19 protein-coding genes are annotated in these 17311 nt (G+C 62.2%); 8 read left to right on the top strand and 11 right to left on the bottom strand.

What is annotated here, in order from left to right:
• Positions 1 to 13 precede the first annotated feature (13 nt).
• From ACEWE8_RS21570 to ACEWE8_RS21560, 3 genes are all read left to right on the top strand, one after another.
• Positions 14 to 940 carry a hydrogen peroxide-inducible genes activator gene (locus tag ACEWE8_RS21570; RefSeq protein ID WP_046786856.1) on the top strand — a complete coding sequence of 309 codons (927 nt, stop codon included), beginning with the start codon at positions 14 to 16 and terminating at the stop codon, positions 938 to 940.
• 3 nt (positions 941 to 943) lie between these two features.
• Entirely contained in the window at positions 944 to 3022 is a 2079-nt protein-coding gene (gene recG, locus ACEWE8_RS21565; protein WP_046786855.1) for an ATP-dependent DNA helicase RecG, read from the top strand.
• 78 nt (positions 3023 to 3100) lie between these two features.
• On the top strand, positions 3101 to 4504 hold the full coding sequence (locus tag ACEWE8_RS21560) for an aminoacyl-tRNA deacylase and HDOD domain-containing protein (protein ID WP_046786854.1): 1404 nt from the start codon (positions 3101 to 3103) through the stop codon (positions 4502 to 4504).
• A gap of 32 nt (positions 4505 to 4536) precedes the next feature.
• On the opposite strand, the gene ACEWE8_RS21555 is transcribed toward ACEWE8_RS21560, so the two are convergent.
• The 4 genes from ACEWE8_RS21555 to ACEWE8_RS21540 all read right to left on the bottom strand — a co-directional run bounded on the left by ACEWE8_RS21555 (position 4537) and on the right by ACEWE8_RS21540 (position 6900).
• Complete coding sequence (locus tag ACEWE8_RS21555) at positions 4537 to 4914, bottom strand: helicase (protein ID WP_039605049.1); 378 nt, start codon at positions 4912 to 4914, stop codon at positions 4537 to 4539.
• A gap of 147 nt (positions 4915 to 5061) precedes the next feature.
• On the bottom strand, positions 5062 to 5361 hold the full coding sequence (locus ACEWE8_RS21550) for an HU family DNA-binding protein (RefSeq protein ID WP_046786853.1): 300 nt from the start codon (positions 5359 to 5361) through the stop codon (positions 5062 to 5064).
• A gap of 188 nt (positions 5362 to 5549) precedes the next feature.
• Entirely contained in the window at positions 5550 to 6698 is a 1149-nt protein-coding gene (locus tag ACEWE8_RS21545) for an NAD(P)/FAD-dependent oxidoreductase (protein ID WP_046786852.1), read from the bottom strand.
• A gap of 34 nt (positions 6699 to 6732) precedes the next feature.
• Complete coding sequence (locus tag ACEWE8_RS21540; protein ID WP_012312109.1) at positions 6733 to 6900, bottom strand: rubredoxin; 168 nt, start codon at positions 6898 to 6900, stop codon at positions 6733 to 6735.
• A 131-nt stretch (positions 6901 to 7031) separates the two neighbouring features.
• Here ACEWE8_RS21540 and ACEWE8_RS21535 point away from each other — a divergent pair, with 131 nt between their 5' ends.
• On the top strand, positions 7032 to 7589 hold the full coding sequence (locus ACEWE8_RS21535) for a chorismate lyase (protein ID WP_046786851.1): 558 nt from the start codon (positions 7032 to 7034) through the stop codon (positions 7587 to 7589).
• Positions 7589 to 8479 carry a 4-hydroxybenzoate octaprenyltransferase gene (gene ubiA, locus ACEWE8_RS21530; RefSeq protein ID WP_046786850.1) on the top strand — a complete coding sequence of 297 codons (891 nt, stop codon included), beginning with the start codon at positions 7589 to 7591 and terminating at the stop codon, positions 8477 to 8479. Before ACEWE8_RS21535 ends, ubiA begins: the two co-directional genes overlap by 1 nt.
• A gap of 72 nt (positions 8480 to 8551) precedes the next feature.
• On the opposite strand, the gene ACEWE8_RS21525 is transcribed toward ubiA, so the two are convergent.
• The gene (locus ACEWE8_RS21525) at positions 8552 to 8923 is read right to left on the bottom strand and encodes a hypothetical protein (RefSeq protein ID WP_039604143.1); all 372 of its coding nucleotides are present in this window, start codon (positions 8921 to 8923) and stop codon (positions 8552 to 8554) included.
• Between the two features lie 174 nt (positions 8924 to 9097).
• Here ACEWE8_RS21525 and phoB point away from each other — a divergent pair, with 174 nt between their 5' ends.
• The 3 genes from phoB to ACEWE8_RS21510 all read left to right on the top strand — a co-directional run bounded on the left by phoB (position 9098) and on the right by ACEWE8_RS21510 (position 12689).
• On the top strand, positions 9098 to 9787 hold the full coding sequence (phoB, locus tag ACEWE8_RS21520) for a phosphate regulon transcriptional regulator PhoB (RefSeq protein WP_012312105.1): 690 nt from the start codon (positions 9098 to 9100) through the stop codon (positions 9785 to 9787).
• A gap of 137 nt (positions 9788 to 9924) precedes the next feature.
• Complete coding sequence (phoR, locus tag ACEWE8_RS21515; RefSeq protein ID WP_046786849.1) at positions 9925 to 11232, top strand: phosphate regulon sensor histidine kinase PhoR; 1308 nt, start codon at positions 9925 to 9927, stop codon at positions 11230 to 11232.
• A 116-nt stretch (positions 11233 to 11348) separates the two neighbouring features.
• Positions 11349 to 12689, top strand: coding sequence for a hemolysin family protein (locus ACEWE8_RS21510; RefSeq protein ID WP_046786848.1), 1341 nt, complete (start codon positions 11349 to 11351; stop codon positions 12687 to 12689).
• 39 nt (positions 12690 to 12728) lie between these two features.
• Here ACEWE8_RS21510 and ACEWE8_RS21505 read toward each other — a convergent pair whose 3' ends face one another.
• The 6 genes from ACEWE8_RS21505 to pstB all read right to left on the bottom strand — a co-directional run bounded on the left by ACEWE8_RS21505 (position 12729) and on the right by pstB (position 17301).
• On the bottom strand, positions 12729 to 13028 hold the full coding sequence (locus ACEWE8_RS21505; protein ID WP_046786847.1) for an addiction module antidote protein: 300 nt from the start codon (positions 13026 to 13028) through the stop codon (positions 12729 to 12731).
• On the bottom strand, positions 13025 to 13327 hold the full coding sequence (locus ACEWE8_RS21500; RefSeq protein ID WP_046787063.1) for a type II toxin-antitoxin system RelE/ParE family toxin: 303 nt from the start codon (positions 13325 to 13327) through the stop codon (positions 13025 to 13027). The genes ACEWE8_RS21505 and ACEWE8_RS21500 overlap by 4 nt, the downstream gene beginning before the upstream one ends.
• Positions 13328 to 13369: 42 nt before the next feature.
• Entirely contained in the window at positions 13370 to 14272 is a 903-nt protein-coding gene (locus ACEWE8_RS21495) for a peptidoglycan DD-metalloendopeptidase family protein (protein ID WP_046786846.1), read from the bottom strand.
• Between the two features lie 225 nt (positions 14273 to 14497).
• Entirely contained in the window at positions 14498 to 15400 is a 903-nt protein-coding gene (locus ACEWE8_RS21490; protein WP_046786845.1) for a response regulator, read from the bottom strand.
• Between the two features lie 165 nt (positions 15401 to 15565).
• Positions 15566 to 16336 (bottom strand): phosphate signaling complex protein PhoU, encoded by a 771-nt coding sequence (gene phoU / locus ACEWE8_RS21485; protein ID WP_012312100.1) that lies wholly within the window; start codon positions 16334 to 16336, stop codon positions 15566 to 15568.
• Positions 16337 to 16467: 131 nt separating this feature from the next.
• Entirely contained in the window at positions 16468 to 17301 is an 834-nt protein-coding gene (gene pstB / locus ACEWE8_RS21480) for a phosphate ABC transporter ATP-binding protein PstB (RefSeq protein WP_012312099.1), read from the bottom strand.
• Positions 17302 to 17311: the final 10 nt, after the last annotated feature.

The raw sequence follows: 17311 nt of genomic DNA, 5'->3' as shown, positions 1-17311 counted from the left end.
ATGGACGCACGTTATGACCCTCACAGAATTACGCTACATCGTCACTCTCGCCCAGGAGCAGCACTTCGGCCACGCCGCCGAGCGTTGCCATGTCAGCCAGCCCACCCTGTCCGTCGGTGTCAAAAAGCTTGAGGACGAGCTTGGCGTGCTGATCTTCGAGCGCAGCAAGAGCGCGGTGCGCCTGACGCCAGTCGGTGAAAGCATCGTCGCCCAGGCACAGAAGGTACTGGAGCAGGCGCAGGGCATCCGCGAACTGGCCCAGGCCGGCAAGAACCAGCTCACCGCCCCGCTCAAGGTCGGTGCTATCTACACCGTCGGCCCTTACCTCTTCCCGCACCTGATCCCGCAGCTGCACCGCGTGGCACCGCAGATGCCGCTGTACATCGAAGAGAACTTCACCCATGTGCTGCGCGAAAAACTGCGCAATGGTGAACTCGACGCAGTGATCATCGCCCTGCCGTTCAACGAAGCCGACGTGCTGACCCTGCCGCTGTACGATGAGCCATTCTGTGCCCTGATGCCCGCCGACCACCCCTGGACGGCGAAAAAGACCATCGACACCGCCATGCTCAACGACAAGAGCCTGCTGCTGCTCGGCGAGGGCCACTGCTTCCGCGACCAGGTTCTGGAAGCCTGCCCGACGCTGAACAAAGGCGGCGAAAGCGCCAAGCACACCACGGTGGAGTCCAGCTCGCTGGAAACCATACGCCACATGGTCGCTTCGGGCCTGGGCGTGTCGATCCTGCCGCTTTCGGCGGTGCACAGCCACCACTACGCACCAGGGGTCATCGAGGTGCGGCCGCTTACCGCACCGGCACCGTTTCGCACCGTAGCCATCGCCTGGCGCGCCAGCTTCCCGCGGCCCAAGGCCATCGAGATCCTTGCCGACTCGATTCGCCTCTGCTCGGTAGCCAAGCCCGCTGTGGAACAACCGGCCTGAGTCATGACTGAGCTGTCGAAGGTCTCTGTCACCGCGCTCAAGGGCGTAGGCGAAGCCATGGCGCAGAAGCTCGCCAAGGTGGGCCTGGAAAACCTGCAGGACGTGTTGTTCCACCTGCCGCTGCGTTACCAGGACCGCACCCGGGTGGTGCCTATCGGCGCCCTGCGCCCCGGCCAGGACGCCGTGATCGAAGGGGTGGTCAGTGGCGCCGATGTGACCATGGGCAAACGCCGCAGCCTTGTCGTGCGCCTGGGTGATGGCAGCGGCGTGCTCAGCCTGCGCTTCTATCACTTCAGCAATGCGCAGAAGGAAGGCCTCAAGCGCGGTACCCACCTGCGCTGCTATGGCGAGGCCCGCCCCGGCGCCTCGGGCCTGGAGATCTACCACCCGGAGTACCGTGCACTCAATGGCGACGAGCCGCCACCGCCGGTCGAGCAGACCCTGACGCCGATCTACCCGTCCACCGAAGGCCTCACCCAGCAGCGCCTGCGCCTGCTCTGCCAGCAGAGCCTGGGCATGCTTGGCCCACGCAGCCTGCCGGACTGGTTGCCGGACGAACTGGCCCGGGACTACCACCTGGCACCGCTGGACGATGCCATCCGCTACCTGCACAACCCGCCGGCCGATGCCGACCTTGATGAGCTTGCCGAAGGCCAGCACTGGGCCCAGCACCGCCTTGCCTTCGAAGAGCTGCTCACCCACCAGCTGTCGCAACAGCGCCTGCGTGAAAGCCTGCGCAGCTTGCGCGCTCCGGTTCTGCCCAAGGCCAAGCGCCTGCAGGTGCAGTACCTGGCCAACCTGGGCTTCAAGCCGACCGGCGCACAGCAGCGGGTAGCCGATGAAATCGCCTATGACCTGAGCCAGGCCGAGCCGATGATGCGCCTGGTACAGGGCGATGTCGGCGCCGGCAAGACCGTGGTTGCCGCACTGGCGGCGCTGCAGGCACTGGAGGCCGGCTACCAGGTGGCGCTGATGGCGCCCACCGAGATTCTCGCCGAGCAGCACTACATCACCTTCAAGCGCTGGCTGGAGCCGCTGGGCCTGGAAGTCGCCTGGCTGGCCGGCAAGCTCAAGGGCAAGGCCCGCGCCAGCGCCCTGGAACAGATCGCCAACGGTGCGCCGATGGTGGTGGGTACCCACGCGTTGTTCCAGGAAGAAGTGCAATTCAAGCACCTGGCCCTGGCGATCATCGACGAACAGCACCGTTTTGGTGTGCAACAACGTCTGGCCCTGCGCAAGAAGGGTGTTGCAGGCGAACTGTGCCCGCACCAGCTGATCATGACCGCCACGCCGATTCCGCGCACGCTGGCGATGAGCGCCTATGCCGACCTCGACACCTCGGTGCTCGACGAACTGCCGCCAGGGCGCACGCCGGTGAACACCGTGCTGGTCGCCGACAGCCGGCGTTTCGAAGTGGTGGAGCGGGTGCGCGCCGCTTGCGCCGAAGGGCGCCAGGCCTATTGGGTCTGCACCCTGATCGAAGAGTCCGAAGAGCTCACCTGCCAGGCAGCCGAGAGCACCTACGAAGAACTGGGCAGCGCCTTGGGTGAACTGCGCGTGGGCCTGATCCACGGGCGCATGAAGCCTGCGGAAAAGGCCGCGGTGATGGCCGAATTCAAGCAAGGCGACCTGCAACTGCTGGTCGCAACCACGGTGATCGAGGTGGGTGTGGACGTGCCCAACGCCAGCCTGATGATCATCGAGAACCCTGAACGCCTGGGCCTTGCCCAACTGCACCAGTTGCGCGGCCGGGTTGGCAGGGGCAGTGCGGTGAGCCACTGCGTACTGCTGTATCACCCGCCCCTGTCGCAGATCGGCCGCGAACGCCTGGGGATCATGCGCGAAACCAACGACGGCTTCGTCATCGCTGAAAAGGACCTGGAGCTGCGCGGCCCCGGCGAGATGCTCGGGACGCGTCAGACCGGCCTGTTACAATTCAAGGTCGCCGACCTGATGCGCGATGCCGACCTGTTACCAGCCGTGCGCGACGCCGCACAGGCCCTCATTGCACGCTGGCCCGAGCACGTCAGCCCGCTGCTCGACCGTTGGCTGCGCCACGGCCAGCAATATGGCCAAGTGTGACGCCAGTACCAGAATGGATCCAGCTTTGCGACCAGACTGGTTATACTTCGCGTTTAAAAGAATCAGTGGATACGGACCATGACTGAAGCTGCCCTGGACACCGCAACCCCACACGCACCGTCTGTTATCCGGCTGTTGCTCGAAAAACTGGGCGTTGCCTATCGCGAGGTGCCAGAGCATACGCAACTGCCGGCTGCTTCACGGGTACAGGCGATCCTGCTGGATGACGAGATCGGCGCATTGATGGTGCTGTTCCCGCAGAGCAAGCTGCTGGACCTCAATCGTCTGGAAGAGCTGACGGGCCGCAAGCTCAAAGCCGTGCCGGTACAACGCCTGAAACAGATGCTCGACAAGCACCATCTGAAGGCCTTGCCTGCGATTCCGGCGCTGACCAGTTCGCCCTGCCTCTATGAAGGCAAGTTGCTCGATGCCGAACGCCTGCTGATCCAGTCCGGTGAAGCCGGTCTGTTGCTGGAAATCCAGCGTGACGACTTCAAGCACATGATGCAAAAGGCCAGCGCTGGCACTTTCGGCCAACCCGTCAGGGAAATACACCCCAATCTCGACCGCCCGGATGATGACTCCAGGGAGATTACCCTAGCAGTGCAGGCATTCACCGCCCGCCGCATCCAGAAGCGCCTGGAAGAAACCATCGAGATACCGCCGCTGGCCGATACGGCGCAGAAAATCATCAAGCTGCGGGTCGACCCCAATGCCAGCATCGACGACATCACCGGCGTGGTCGAAACCGACCCGGCCCTGGCCGCACAGGTGGTCAGCTGGGCAGCCTCGCCCTATTACGCCTCCCCAGGCAAGATCCGCTCGGTGGAAGATGCCATCGTCCGCGTCTTAGGCTTCGATCTGGTGATCAACCTGGCCCTGGGCCTGGCATTGGGCAAGACGTTGAGCCTGCCCAAGGACCACCCGCAACAGGCGACGCCTTACTGGCAGCAGTCGATCTACACCGCGGCGATCATCGAAGGCCTGACCCGGGCCATGCCTCGGGCCGAACGCCCTGAAGCCGGCCTGACTTACCTGGCCGGGCTGTTGCACAACTTCGGCTATCTGCTGCTGGCGCATGTGTTCCCGCCGCACTTCTCGCTGATCTGCCGCCATCTGGAGGTCAACCCGCACCTGTGCCACACCTATGTAGAGCAGCACCTGCTGGGTATCAGCCGCGAGCAGATCGGCGCCTGGCTGATGAAGCTGTGGGACATGCCCGAAGAGCTGTCGACCGCGCTGCGCTTCCAGCATGATCCTGCCTATGACGGCGAATACTCGGCGTACCCCAACCTGGTGTGCCTGGCGACCCGCCTGCTGCGCTGCCGCGGCATCGGCTCGGGGCCGCAGGAGGCGATCCCCGACGAATTGCTGGAGCGCCTGGGCATTACCCGGGAGAAAGCTGAGGACGTCGTGAACAAGGTGCTCGAGGCCGAGAGTTTGCTGCGCGAACTGGCGTCGCAGTTCAACGCACCGCACTGAAAACGTTGGGGCTGCACAGCAGCCCCAGCTGTTCAGCCTTTTTTCTTCTTCGGTTTCAGGTATTTCATCAAACCCTGGAACCACATCACCAGCGCCGGATTGCCCTTGATCTGGATGCTCTTGTCCTGGATGCCCTGCATGAACGCCAACTGCTTGTTGCTCGCCTGCATCGTGGCGAAGCCATAGGCAGCGTCCTTGAAGGCAATGGCAAAGGCTGGCTGCGGATGAGCGCCACCTTTGCTGCTGATGCGTTCGCCACTGACGATGAAGTGCCGGGCAACCTTGCCATCGAGCGTCTGCATCTGGAACACCAGGTCCTTGTCCTTGAGTTGCTGCTGAAATGCCGGGTTGTTACGGCTGGCCTTGGCCATCAACAACCCCATGGCCCAGAGAAGAAAGCGGAACTTCATCAACGCGCCTCGAATATAAAATGACCGAAGCGCACAGTTTATCCGTTTCCTGAACTATTTATGCACATTCGCAGCTCGATGCTTTCCGAAAGCACAACGGGCGCACCGAGGCGCCCGTTTGAGCAGAGGCTGCAAGTCAAGCGTCGGTCATTTGGCTTTCTTGGCCGGCTTGGCGGGCACATTGACGCTGTCACGCAGGTTTTTGCCAGGCTTGAAGGCCACAGTATTGCTGGCCTTGATCTTCACCGGCTCACCGGTCTGAGGATTCTTGCCGGTACGGGCACCGCGATGCCGTTTTTCAAAAGTGCCGAAGCCGACGAGGGTCACGGTGTCTTTGTCCAGCGCACCGGTGATGCTGTCGAGAATGGCATTGAGCACCTGATTGGCCTTTTCCTTGGTCAGATCGGCCTTATCGGCGATGACGGCGGCGAGTTCTGGTTTACGCATAATGAAGCCTCTTTGACGGGAATTCTTGTTGTTATTGCCGTGCTGCCCGTGAAGCAGCGTTCAAGGCACCGCAGGCTCTAATCTGCGGCAGACGGAAGTGAGAATGGCACGCCGACCGGGGCCGCGCCAGTATCTGGGCGGCCATTGTGCGGTCAACTACAGGATAAATCCGACAGAACGCCCGCTGTTTACGCCATCAGCGCAGGCAGCTGCCGGTTCAGGGCCAGTTTTTCCATGACGGCGCTGCCTGTCAGGGCATAGCCCAGCAACTGGCCGTCAGCAGCGTGACAGAGCACTTTCAGGTCACTGCCCTGCCCTTGCACCTGCCAGGTACCTTCGCAACCAGGCGGCGGCGGCGAAACCACCAACGGGCAAGCCGGTGTTTTCACAGTGATGGGCATCGGCCCGTAACTGACCTGCGTCGGGTTGCCTGTCAAAGTCTGGGCCAGGGCTCGAGCGCAGGCCATCAATGGCATCACATAGAGCAGGTTGATACCTTCGACTTCAGCGCAGTCGCCCAGCGCGAAAATGTTGCCGTGGGAGGTGCGCAGTTGGCGGTCCACGACTACGCCGCGGTTGGTCTGCAGGCCCGCTGCAGCGGCCAGGTCGGTACGCGGGCGCAGGCCGATGGCCGATACCACCAGGTCGCAGGCGATCACGCTGCCATCGGACAAGTGCGCCTCAAGGCCTTCGCTCACCTGCTGCAGGCGAGTGAGTACGGGCCCCAGGTGAAAACGCACGCCCAGCCCTTGCAACCCACCCTGAACGACAGCGGCAGCGGCAGGATGCAACAGGGTCGGCATGACCTGCTCGCACGGCGCCACCACATCGACCTCAAAGCCACCCAGGCGCATGTCATTGGCGAACTCGCAGCCGATCAGGCCGGCCCCGAGGATCAGTACACGCTGCTTGCCAGCCGCAGCAGCACGCAAACGTGCGTAGTCTTCCAGATCATTGACCGGGAACACATGATCTGCCCCGTCACCCTCCACCGGCACCTGCACGGTCTGCGCGCCCCAGGCCAGCACCAGATCGCGATACTCCACCGCTTCTTCACCAATCCACAGGCGCTTGTGGCCAGGGTCGATACCGCTGATGCGCGTGTGGGTGCGGATAACCGCCTTGAGTTGCTCGGCCATGGCCCCCGGCTCGGCCATGCACAGGCCGTCCGCGTCCTTTTGCTTGGCGAAGCCGGTGGAAAGCATGGGCTTGGAATAGGAGCGACCGTCGTCGGCCGTAATCAGCAGCAGCGGCGTATCGCCATCGAGCTTGCGAAACTCACGGGCGAGGTTATAGCCGGCCAGGCCGGTCCCGATGATGACCACGGGGGACGTCATGTCGTGCTTTCCTCTTGGTTGAACAGCATGGCGATCAGCCGATGGCGATCATTTCAAAGTCGCTTTTGCCGACGCCGCAATCGGGGCACAGCCAATCTTGCGGCACATCCTCCCAGCGGGTACCCGGCGCGATGCCGTCATCCGGCCATCCTTGGGCCTCGTCGTAGATCAGGCCGCAGACAATACACTGCCACTTCTTCATGATTTGTCGTTCCTCGGTACAGGCTCAGGCTTTGTCATTCGGGCTCAGGGCCCTTACGCGGGCATTATGCAAGCAGTTGGGGCAATCATGCTAAGCTCGCCGCCTCTCTGGCTGTAATCAAGCATACCGACGTGTCGTACGAATCCCCGCAAGCAGCCGCTGTCGCGTGGCTGGCGTATCCACAACTGGCGGTCGATACCGACCAGCCTGCCCTCGACTGGCTGTTCGACGAAGGTTCCCTGACCCGCCGCCTGACCCGACTGTCCAACGATCATTTCAGCGTGACGCCACTGTTCGAGGGCTGGCAGGCGCTGCGCGATGACGAATGCCTCGCGCTGGGTATCGCGCCAGGCGCTGAAGGCTGGGTGCGCGAGGTGTACCTGCGCGGCCATGGTCAGCCCTGGGTCTTCGCCCGCAGCGTGGCCAGCCGTAGCGCCCTGGAGCGCGGCGGTTTGCACCTGGAGACCTTGGGCAGCCGTTCGCTGGGCGAGTTGTTGTTCTGCGACCAGGCGTTCATCCGCCACCCCATCGAAGTGTGCACTTATCCACAGCAGTGGTTACCTGTCGAGGCGGCGCACGCAGGGTTGTGGGGGCGGCGCTCGCGCTTCGAGCGCGATGGCCTCGACCTGCTGGTGGCCGAAGTATTCCTGCCGGCACTGTGGCAAGCCGCCAAGGAGGAAAACCGCTGATGTACCTGCAACTGCTCAAGTCGCTCAACCGCGTGCACCCGCGCGCCTGGGACTTCATCCAGCTCAGCCGCATGGACCGGCCGATCGGCATCTACCTGCTGCTGTGGCCGACCCTGACGGCGGTGTGGATTGCAGGCCTTGGTTCACCAACCTTGGCCAACGTGCTGATCTTTGGCCTGGGCGTGGTGCTGATGCGTGCCGCTGGCTGCTGCATCAATGACTTCGCCGACCGCAAGGTCGATGGCCACGTCAAACGCACCGCCGACCGCCCGCTGGCCAGTGGCCGGGTCAAGCCGCGCGAGGCGCTGGCGCTGTTCGCGGCCCTGGTGGCGGTGAGCTTCCTGTTGGTGCTGTGCACCAACAGCCAGACTGTGTGGCTGTCATTCGGCGCGGTGGCTTTGGCGTCTTGTTACCCGTTCATGAAGCGCTACACCTACTACCCGCAGGTGGTGCTGGGGGCTGCGTATTCGTGGGGCATCCCCATGGCCTTCACGGCCGCCGGCGGCGAACTGCCGGCCAGCGCCTGGCTGCTGTACATCGCCAACCTGCTGTGGACGGTGGGCTACGATACCTACTACGCCATGGTCGACCGGGACGATGACCTTAAGATCGGGGTGAAATCGACCGCGATCCTGTTCGGCGAGTCCGACCGGGTGATCATCCTGACCCTGCAGATGCTGTCGCTGGGCTGCCTGTTGCTGGCGGGAAGCCGCTTCGAGCTGGGTGGCTGGTTCCACCTTGGGCTGCTGGGTGCCGCACTGTGCTTTGCCTGGGAGTACTGGTCGACACGCAAACTGGACAGGGAGTCGTGCTTCAAGGCGTTTCTGCACAACCACTGGGCGGGGCTGCTGGTGTTCATGGGTGTGGTGCTCGATTACGCCCTGCGCTGAACACAACCCCGGCAAGCCACCCTGTGGAAGCCGGCTTGCCGGCGATTGGGCCGCAAAGCGGCCCCAGCCATCTCAAGGCTTGGCGACGTGCCAGACGTCTTTCAAACCATCACCGGTCATGTCCCCAGCCTTCTTGTCCTTCACGAAGGTATACAGGGGCTTGCCGTCATATGCCCACTGCTTCTTGCCATCGTCGCGCATCACCACCGACCACTTGTCCTTGGCAGGCTCGTCATCGGCCTTGACCAGCAGCGGCGGCCAGTTGGTGGCGCACTCGCCATTGCACATCGACTTGCCGCCAGCATCCTTGTCGAAGGTGTACAGCGTCATGCCCGCGTGATCGACCCACATGCCGTCCTTCTCCATGGCATGGTGGGCCGACGCTACCCCGGGCAGTGCCAGTGCAGCGCAAAGGGCCATCCAGCTCAGCGTGTGTCGTGTCATTGGAATCACCGTGAATTCGGGGGTGGAATGAGTTCGAACAGCCGCCGCAGCGGCCCCTCAAAGCCTAGCCCAGTCATGCAATGTCGCCAGAATGGCCAACACCCTGTCACACAGCTGCAATAATTCCGTTATCTAATGCGGGCCAGACCCGATATTCCAGGAGAGGTTTAAAGCATGGTTGGCAGAAACATTCTGATCGTCGACGACGAAGCGCCCATTCGCGAGATGATCGCCGTTGCATTGGAAATGGCCGGCTATGACTGCCTGGAAGCCGAGAACTCCCAACAGGCCCACGCAATCATCGTCGACCGTAAACCGGACCTGATCCTGCTCGACTGGATGCTGCCGGGCACTTCCGGCATCGAGTTGGCACGCCGCCTCAAGCGCGATGAACTCACCGGCGATATCCCGATCATCATGCTCACCGCCAAAGGCGAAGAGGACAACAAGATCCAGGGCCTGGAAGTCGGCGCCGACGACTACATCACCAAACCCTTCTCGCCTCGCGAGCTGGTGGCGCGCCTGAAGGCCGTGCTGCGCCGCGCCGGCCCGAGCGACAGCGAAGCCCCTATCGAAGTCGGCGGCCTGCTGCTCGACCCGATCAGCCACCGCGTGACCATCGACGGCAAGCCGGCCGAAATGGGCCCCACCGAATACCGCCTGCTGCAGTTCTTCATGACCCACCAGGAGCGCGCCTACACCCGGGGCCAGTTGCTCGACCAGGTCTGGGGCGGCAACGTCTATGTCGAGGAACGCACCGTCGATGTGCACATCCGCCGCCTGCGCAAGGCACTGGGTGAAGCCTACGAAAATCTGGTACAAACCGTTCGGGGCACTGGCTACCGCTTCTCGACCAAAAGCTAGCTGCGAGCTTCCAGCCTCAAGCTGCAAGGAAAAGCCAGCAGCATCCAGGCTGGAAAAAGGACTATCAGCATCACCGATCCGCTTCTTCTTGCAGCTTGTAGCTTGCAGCTTGCGGCTGGATCCGAAGGATCTGTCAATTGAACCAGAACTGGCACGCAACCCTGATTCGCCACCTGCTCCTGCTGATCACTGTCTGCCTGGTAGGCGGCCTGGTCAGCGGTTTTTACGGCTGGAGCCTGGCCATCGGCCTGGGCCTGTACCTGGGCTGGACCCTCAAACAGTTGCTGCGCCTGCATGACTGGTTGCGCAACCATCAGCCCGACGAAGCACCGCCCGACGGCTATGGCCTGTGGGGCGAGGTGTTCGACAGCATCTACCACCTGCAACGCCGCGACCAGCGCGTACGCGGCCGTCTGCAGGCAGTGATCGACCGGGTACAGGAGTCCACGGCAGCACTGCGCGACGCGGTGATCATGCTCGACAGCGACGGCAACCTGGAATGGTGGAACCGCGCCGCAGAAACCCTGCTGGGCTTCAAGACTCCGCAAGATGGCGGCCAGCCGGTCACAAACCTGGTACGCCACCCACGCTTCAAGGAATACTTCGAGTCGCAGAACTTTGCCGAACCGCTGGAAATTCCTTCCCCCATCAATGACCGCATGCGCGTGCAGCTGCACCTCACCCGCTACGGCAACAACGAACACCTGATGCTGGTGCGCGACGTTACTCGCATCCATCAGCTCGAACAGATGCGCAAGGACTTCGTGGCCAACGTCTCGCACGAGTTGCGTACACCGCTGACGGTGATAGCCGGCTACCTGGAAACCCTGCTGGATAACGTCGAAGACGTGAACCCGCGCTGGAACCGGGCGTTGCAGCAGATGAGCCAGCAAGGCTCGCGCATGCAGGCCCTGCTCAACGACCTGCTGCTGCTGGCCAAGCTGGAGGCCACCGATTACCCGTCGGACAACCAGCCGGTGGCGGTCGACACCCTGCTCGGTGCGATCATGAGCGACGCCCAGGCGCTGTCCGGGCCGCGCAACCAGCGCATTACCCTGGAGGCAGCCCCGGGCCTTCGCCTCAAAGGCAGCGAGTCGGAGTTGCGCAGCGCTTTCTCCAACCTGGTGTTCAACGCGGTGAAGTACACCCAGGACGAAGGCAACATCCGTATCCGCTGGTGGGCCGACGACCAGGGCGCCCACCTGTCAGTGCAGGACTCGGGGGTCGGTATCGACGCCAAGCACCTGCCGCGCCTGACCGAACGTTTCTACCGCGTCGACTCCAGCCGCGCGTCCAACACAGGAGGCACCGGCCTGGGGCTGGCGATCGTCAAGCATGTGCTCATGCGCCATCGCGGGCGCCTTGAGATCAGCAGCGTACCGGGCCATGGCAGTACCTTCACCTGTCACTTTGCCCCCGCACAACTGGCTAACGGTGACGCTTGATTCCAAGGGCCACTTTGCTTTTGCCGCCCCAGCCGCTACATTGACCCCCCTGTGCCAGCAAAAGCTGGCACTTTTTTTCTACCTTCCCCAAAGACGGACCCCGTAAAAAATCCATCATGGACCCTTCCCCTGGTATCAGCCTCACCTCGTTATTCGCCGATTTCGGCATGATTCTCTTTGCCCTGTTCCTGGTGCTGCTCAACGGCTTTTTCGTAGCCGCCGAGTTCGCCATGGTCAAGCTGCGCTCCACGCGTGTCGAATCCATTGCCGAGCAGCACGGCTGGCGCGGCAGCATCCTGCGCAAGGTACACAACCAGCTCGACGCCTACCTGTCGGCCTGCCAGCTGGGTATCACCCTTGCCTCCCTGGGCCTTGGCTGGGTCGGTGAGCCGGCATTCGCCCACCTGCTCGAACCGCTGCTGGCATACCTGGGCGTGGACACGCCAGAGTTGATCAAGGGTGTCTCGTTCTTCGTCGCGTTCTTCGTCATCTCGTACCTGCACATCGTGGTCGGTGAACTGGCGCCCAAATCCTGGGCGATCCGCAAGCCCGAACTGCTGTCGCTGTGGACCGCGGTGCCGCTTTACCTGTTCTACTGGCTGATGTACCCGGCCATCTACCTGCTCAACGCCAGTGCCAACACCATCCTGCGCTTTGCCGGCCAGGGCGAGCCTGGCCCGCACCACGAGCACCATTACAGCCGTGAAGAGCTCAAGCTGATCCTGCACTCCAGCCGTGGCCAGGACCCGAGCGACCAGGGCATGCGTGTGCTGGCCTCGGCCGTGGAGATGGGCGAGCTGGAAGTGGTCGACTGGGCCAACTCGCGCGAAGACATGGTCAGCATCGACGCCCATGCGCCACTCAAGGAAATCCTGGCCCTGGTGCGCCGCCACAAGTTCAGCCGCTATCCGCTGTACGACGCCGAGCGTGAGGAGTTCACCGGGCTTTTGCACATCAAGGATCTGCTGCTGGAACTGGCCGAGCTCGAGCACCTGCCTGAAACCGTCGACCTGGAAGACTTGGCCCGCCCGCTGGAGCGTGTATCGCGGCACATGCCGTTGTCTCAGTTGCTGGAGCAGTTCCGCAAGGGTGGCGCGCACTTCGTGCTGGTCGAGGAAGCCGATGGCAAGGTGATCGGCTACCTGACCATGGAAGACGTGCTGGAAGTGCTGGTGGGCGACATTCAGGACGAACACCGCAAGACCGAGCGCGGCATCCTGGCCTACCAGCCAGGCAAGCTGCTGGTGCGTGGCGACACGCCGCTGTTCAAGGTGGAGCGCTTGCTGGGCATCGACCTTGACCACATCGAAGCGGAAACCCTGGCCGGGCTTATCTACGAAACGCTAAAGCGCGTGCCTGAGGAAGAGGAAGTGCTGGAAGTCGAAGGCCTGCGCATCATCATCAAGAAGATGAAAGGGCCCAAGATCGTGCTGGCCAAGGTGCTCAAGCTCGGCTGAGCTGGCGGGGCCGCTTTGCGGCCCCGTGGATGCTTGTGTTCAGTGTGCAGATTTCACGTGCTTGCGAGACGTCAGGTCCAAACCAACGGCCCTCATCACGGCCAGCATAGTTTTAAGCGTAGGGTTACCCTTTTCCGAGAAGGACCGGTAAAGGTGCTCTCGGGATACACCTGCCTCATTCGCAATGGCAGACATTCCTTTAGCCCGAGCTACTACGCCAAGGGCCTGTGCGATGTAGGCAGCATCACCCGTTTCAAAAGCGTCTTCCATGAAGACGGCAATGGACTCAGCGTCCGTCAACGCTTCGGCTGGGTCATAGTCATAGAATTGCTCTTTCACTCGTCGTCCCTCCACTGACTGGCCAAGCCTTTAGCTGTCTCGATATCTCGCGCCTGGCTGCTCTTGTCTCCACCACACAACAACAGGACAAGCTGATTTCCACGCTGCTGGAAATACACTCGGTAACCGGGGCCGTGGTGGATGCGCAGTTCACTAACGCCTTGGCCCACCGGCTGGACATCACCAGCTAAACCATGCGCTAAACGAAATACACGTGCAGCGATGATCGCCCTTGCCTGTTTGTCTCGGAGCTTCTGCTCCCAGTTTCTGAAGGTGGTCGTTTGTTTGATACTCTTCATAAGCATTTATGTAGCTTATAAATCACAGCCAGGCAAGCAATTTCAGGGATTACCCGCAGTAAAGTTCGGCAAACCGCCAATCGGCCGGTCGAACTGGAAGGGGATCGACTCCAGCGCCAAGCCGACGTTGCGCTGCACCACGAAATGCAGGTGGGGGCCAGTGCTGTTGCCGGTATTGCCCGACTTGGCCAACGCCTGCCCCAACGCCACCTGCTGCCCCTCGGCCACTACCACTGAACCGCGCATCAGGTGCAGATACACTCCCATCGTGCCGTCCGGGTGAAGGATGCGCACGAAATTGCCCGAGGGGTTGGTACCTCGTCCGCTCTGGCTGTTCTCGATCTTCACCACCATCCCACCCCTCGCCGCAATGATCGGGGTGCCCTCCGGCATGGCGATGTCCATGGCATGACGGCCCTTGGGACCGTAATGGCTGAAGCGGCCGTTGGGCCCTTGAGTCAGGCGGAAAGGGCCGCCTTTCCATGGGAAAGGATAACGATAAGCCTGCGAGCGCTGACCGGGGTCACCCATGGCGTACTGAAATTTGCTGGCATAACGGAGCGGCCCGCCGGGTGCCGCCAGCACCGAGCTGAGCACCTTGGTCGAGCGTGGCCCGACTACGGCCCGCACGATCCGCGGGCCGTTGCCGCCGAAGGCATTGGCCAACTGATCGACGCGCAGTTCAACCTGCATGGGCACGTACAGCTCATTACGCACCAGGAAGCGCACGCCGCCAGGAAACGGCTCGGTTTGCAGGCGTACCTGGCCCTCAACCTGCTCGAACATCGGCTCGCCCAGCTCCAGAGCCTTTGCCCCTGGGCTGGGGCGCTCGGAATAGGAAGCCACCCCGAAATTGTCAGTGGTCTTGTAAATGGTCATGCCCAGGCTCGACGCCGAGGCCGTGAGCGAGGCACAGAACAGCAGCAGGCGGGCGGCGGCGGGCATGATAGTGGCTTTTTGACAGTGATGTTCTGTCGAAGCCTAGCAGTGGGATCCGGGAGCGGTATGACAGTTGGTCGGAAGACCGCCGCAGCCCTGTAGGAGCGGCCTTGCGTCGCGAAAGGGCTGCAGCGCAGCCCCAGCCATGCTTGCCGCGCTGCAAAACGGGGGACGCTGTACAGCGCTTTCGCGGACGCAAGCCCGCCCCTACAGGATCGGAGTACGACGAAACTAGGCGCCGGGGGTGAAGTGCTTCTGCGTGGTGCCGCGGGCAATCAGCCGCGACAGGTAGTCGAGCTTCTGTGCATCCTGGTCGACGAATTTGAAGGTCAGTTGCAGCCAGTCGCTTTCAGGTTTCGGCTCCAATGCCGCAATGGCATGCAGGTAACCGTTCAGGCGGGCAACTTCAGCGCTCTCGCCCTGCTCAAGGTCCAGTACAGCGCCTTCGAGCACCTGTGGCAGCACTGCACTGCGACGTACCACCAGCAACGCCTCCTTAAGGCTCAGCGCCTTGATCACACAAGGCTGAGTACCACTGGAAAGGCGCAGCTGGCCTTGTCCACGCCCGGTCTGCGCAGCGGCTGCGGCGGCCGTCTGCGGTTTCGGTGCGTTGATCAACGGCTTGGCCGGCGCAGCCGCAGCAGGCGCGGCCTTGACCGCTTCAGGTTTGCCCCCGGTCAGCGCGCTCAACGAATCGTTGGCGAACGCCGAATTCACCCGCGCCTGGCCACCGGCGACCAAGCTTTCAAGCTTGCCGATCTTGGTCAGGGCTTTCTTCACCTTGGTCAGCAACTGCTCGTTGGTGAACGGCTTGCCGACAAAATCGGAGACGCCCGCCTGAATGGCCTGGATGACGTTTTCCTTGTCGCCGCGGCTGGTCACCATGATGAACTGCAGGCTCTTCATTTCTGGCTGCTGGCGGCACCAGGTCAGCAGCTCAAGGCCGGACATCTCGGGCATTTCCCAGTCGCACAGCACAAGGTCGAAGGTTTCCTTGCCCAGCATGGCCATGGCCTTGCGGCCGTTGACCGCATCTTCGATGACCATGCCCGGGAAGGCATTACGCAGGCACTTCCTCACCAGATCACGGATGAACGGGGCGTCATCCACGACCAGCACATTGACTTTACTCATCGATACTCCTCTTGAATCCCGACTAGCCTACCGCCGATTGGTGGCCATTTGCCAACACCTGGATCACGCCGGGACTTCTTTGCATCGTTCGCGGGTGCCTGCTGACTGCTCAAGCGCAAACGAAAACGCCCGGCGAAGGCCGGGCGTCGATGCTCGGGAGCAATCTTATTTATCGTCCGGTTCAGCCGGAACATTAGCAATTTCGGCCTCATCGCCAGCCGTGCCCTGAACTTCGGCTTTCATGCGCTTGAGGCCCATGTGGCGTACATCGGTACCGCGCACCAGGTAGATCACCAGTTCCGAGATGTTACGCGCGTGGTCGCCGATACGCTCCAGCGAACGCAGGGCCCAGATGACGCTCAGCACCCGCGAGATCGAGCGCGGGTCTTCCATCATGTAGGTCACCAGTTCACGCAGGGCGGTCTTGTACTCGCGGTCGATGGTCTTGTCGTACTGGGCAACCGACAGAGCCAGGTCGGCATCGAAGCGGGCGAAGGCATCCAGTGCGTCGCGCACCATGTTGCGCACCTGGTCGCCAATGTGGCGCACCTCGACGTAGCCGCGCGGCGACTCGCCTTCTTCGCACAACTGGATGGCGCGGCGGGCGATCTTGGTCGATTCGTCACCAATACGCTCCAGGTCGATCACCGACTTGGAAATGCTGATGATCAGGCGCAGGTCGGAGGCCGCCGGCTGGCGACGGGCGAGGATGCGCACGCACTCCTCGTCGATGTTGCGCTCCATCTGGTTGATCTGCTCGTCGACTTCACGCACCTGCTGGGCCAGGCCCGAGTCGGCCTCGATCAGCGCGGTGACCGCGTCATTGACCTGTTTCTCGACCAGCCCGCCCATGGCCAGGAGGTGGCTGCGCACCTCTTCGAGTTCGGCGTTGAACTGCTGGGAAATGTGGTGCGTCAGGCTTTCTTTGTTGATCATCGTTTAGCTCCGCGAAGCTGCAAGCTGCAAGCCTCAAGTAGTTCGTGTCGTTTCCTGGCTCCGCGCTGGCTGCTTTTTCTTGAAGCTTGAAGCTTGAAGCTCAAAGCCCGCAGACGCGCCCAACAGCGCCGTTAGCCGTAGCGACCGGTGATGTAGTCTTCGGTCTGCTTCTTCGCCGGGTTGGTGAACAGGGTGTCGGTATCACCGAATTCGACCAGTTTGCCCATGTACATGAACGCGGTGTAGTCCGAAACACGGGCCGCCTGTTGCATGTTGTGGGTCACGATAACGATGGTGTACTTGGATTTCAGTTCGTAGATCAGCTCTTCGACCTTCAGCGTCGAGATCGGGTCCAGTGCCGAGCAAGGCTCGTCGAGCAGCAGCACTTCAGGCTCGACGGCGATGGTACGGGCGATCACCAGACGCTGCTGCTGGCCGCCGGACAGGCCCAGCGCCGAGTCATGCAGGCGGTCCTTGACCTCCTCCCACAGGGCCGCGCCCTTCAGTGCCCACTCGACCGCTTCGTCCAGCACGCGCTTCTTGTTGATGCCCTGGATACGCAGGCCATACACCACGTTCTCGTAGATGGTCTTGGGGAACGGGTTTGGCTTCTGGAACACCATGCCCACGCGGCGGCGCAACTCGGCCACGTCCTCGCCCTTGCGGTAGATGTTGTTGCCGTACAGGTTGATGGCGCCTTCGACACGGCAACCGTCAACCAGGTCGTTCATGCGGTTGAAGGTGCGCAGCAGGGTCGACTTGCCGCAGCCGGACGGGCCGATGAAAGCCGTCACGCGTTGCTTGGGGATGTTCATGCTGACATCGAACAACGCCTGCTTGTCACCGTAATACAGGCTCAGGCCGGGTACTTCGATGGCCACGGTCTCTTCGGCCAGGCGCAGGCTCTGCTTGTCGCGGCCCAGGGCAGCCATGTCGATGCCGTGGGTGTGGGATTCTTGCTGCATGGTCTCACTC

This window comes from Pseudomonas sp. TR47 (genome assembly GCF_044143025.1).
Classification (GTDB): Bacteria; Pseudomonadota; Gammaproteobacteria; order Pseudomonadales; family Pseudomonadaceae; genus Aquipseudomonas; species Aquipseudomonas putida_E.
This window is presented reverse-complemented; position numbering and strand designations above follow the sequence as displayed.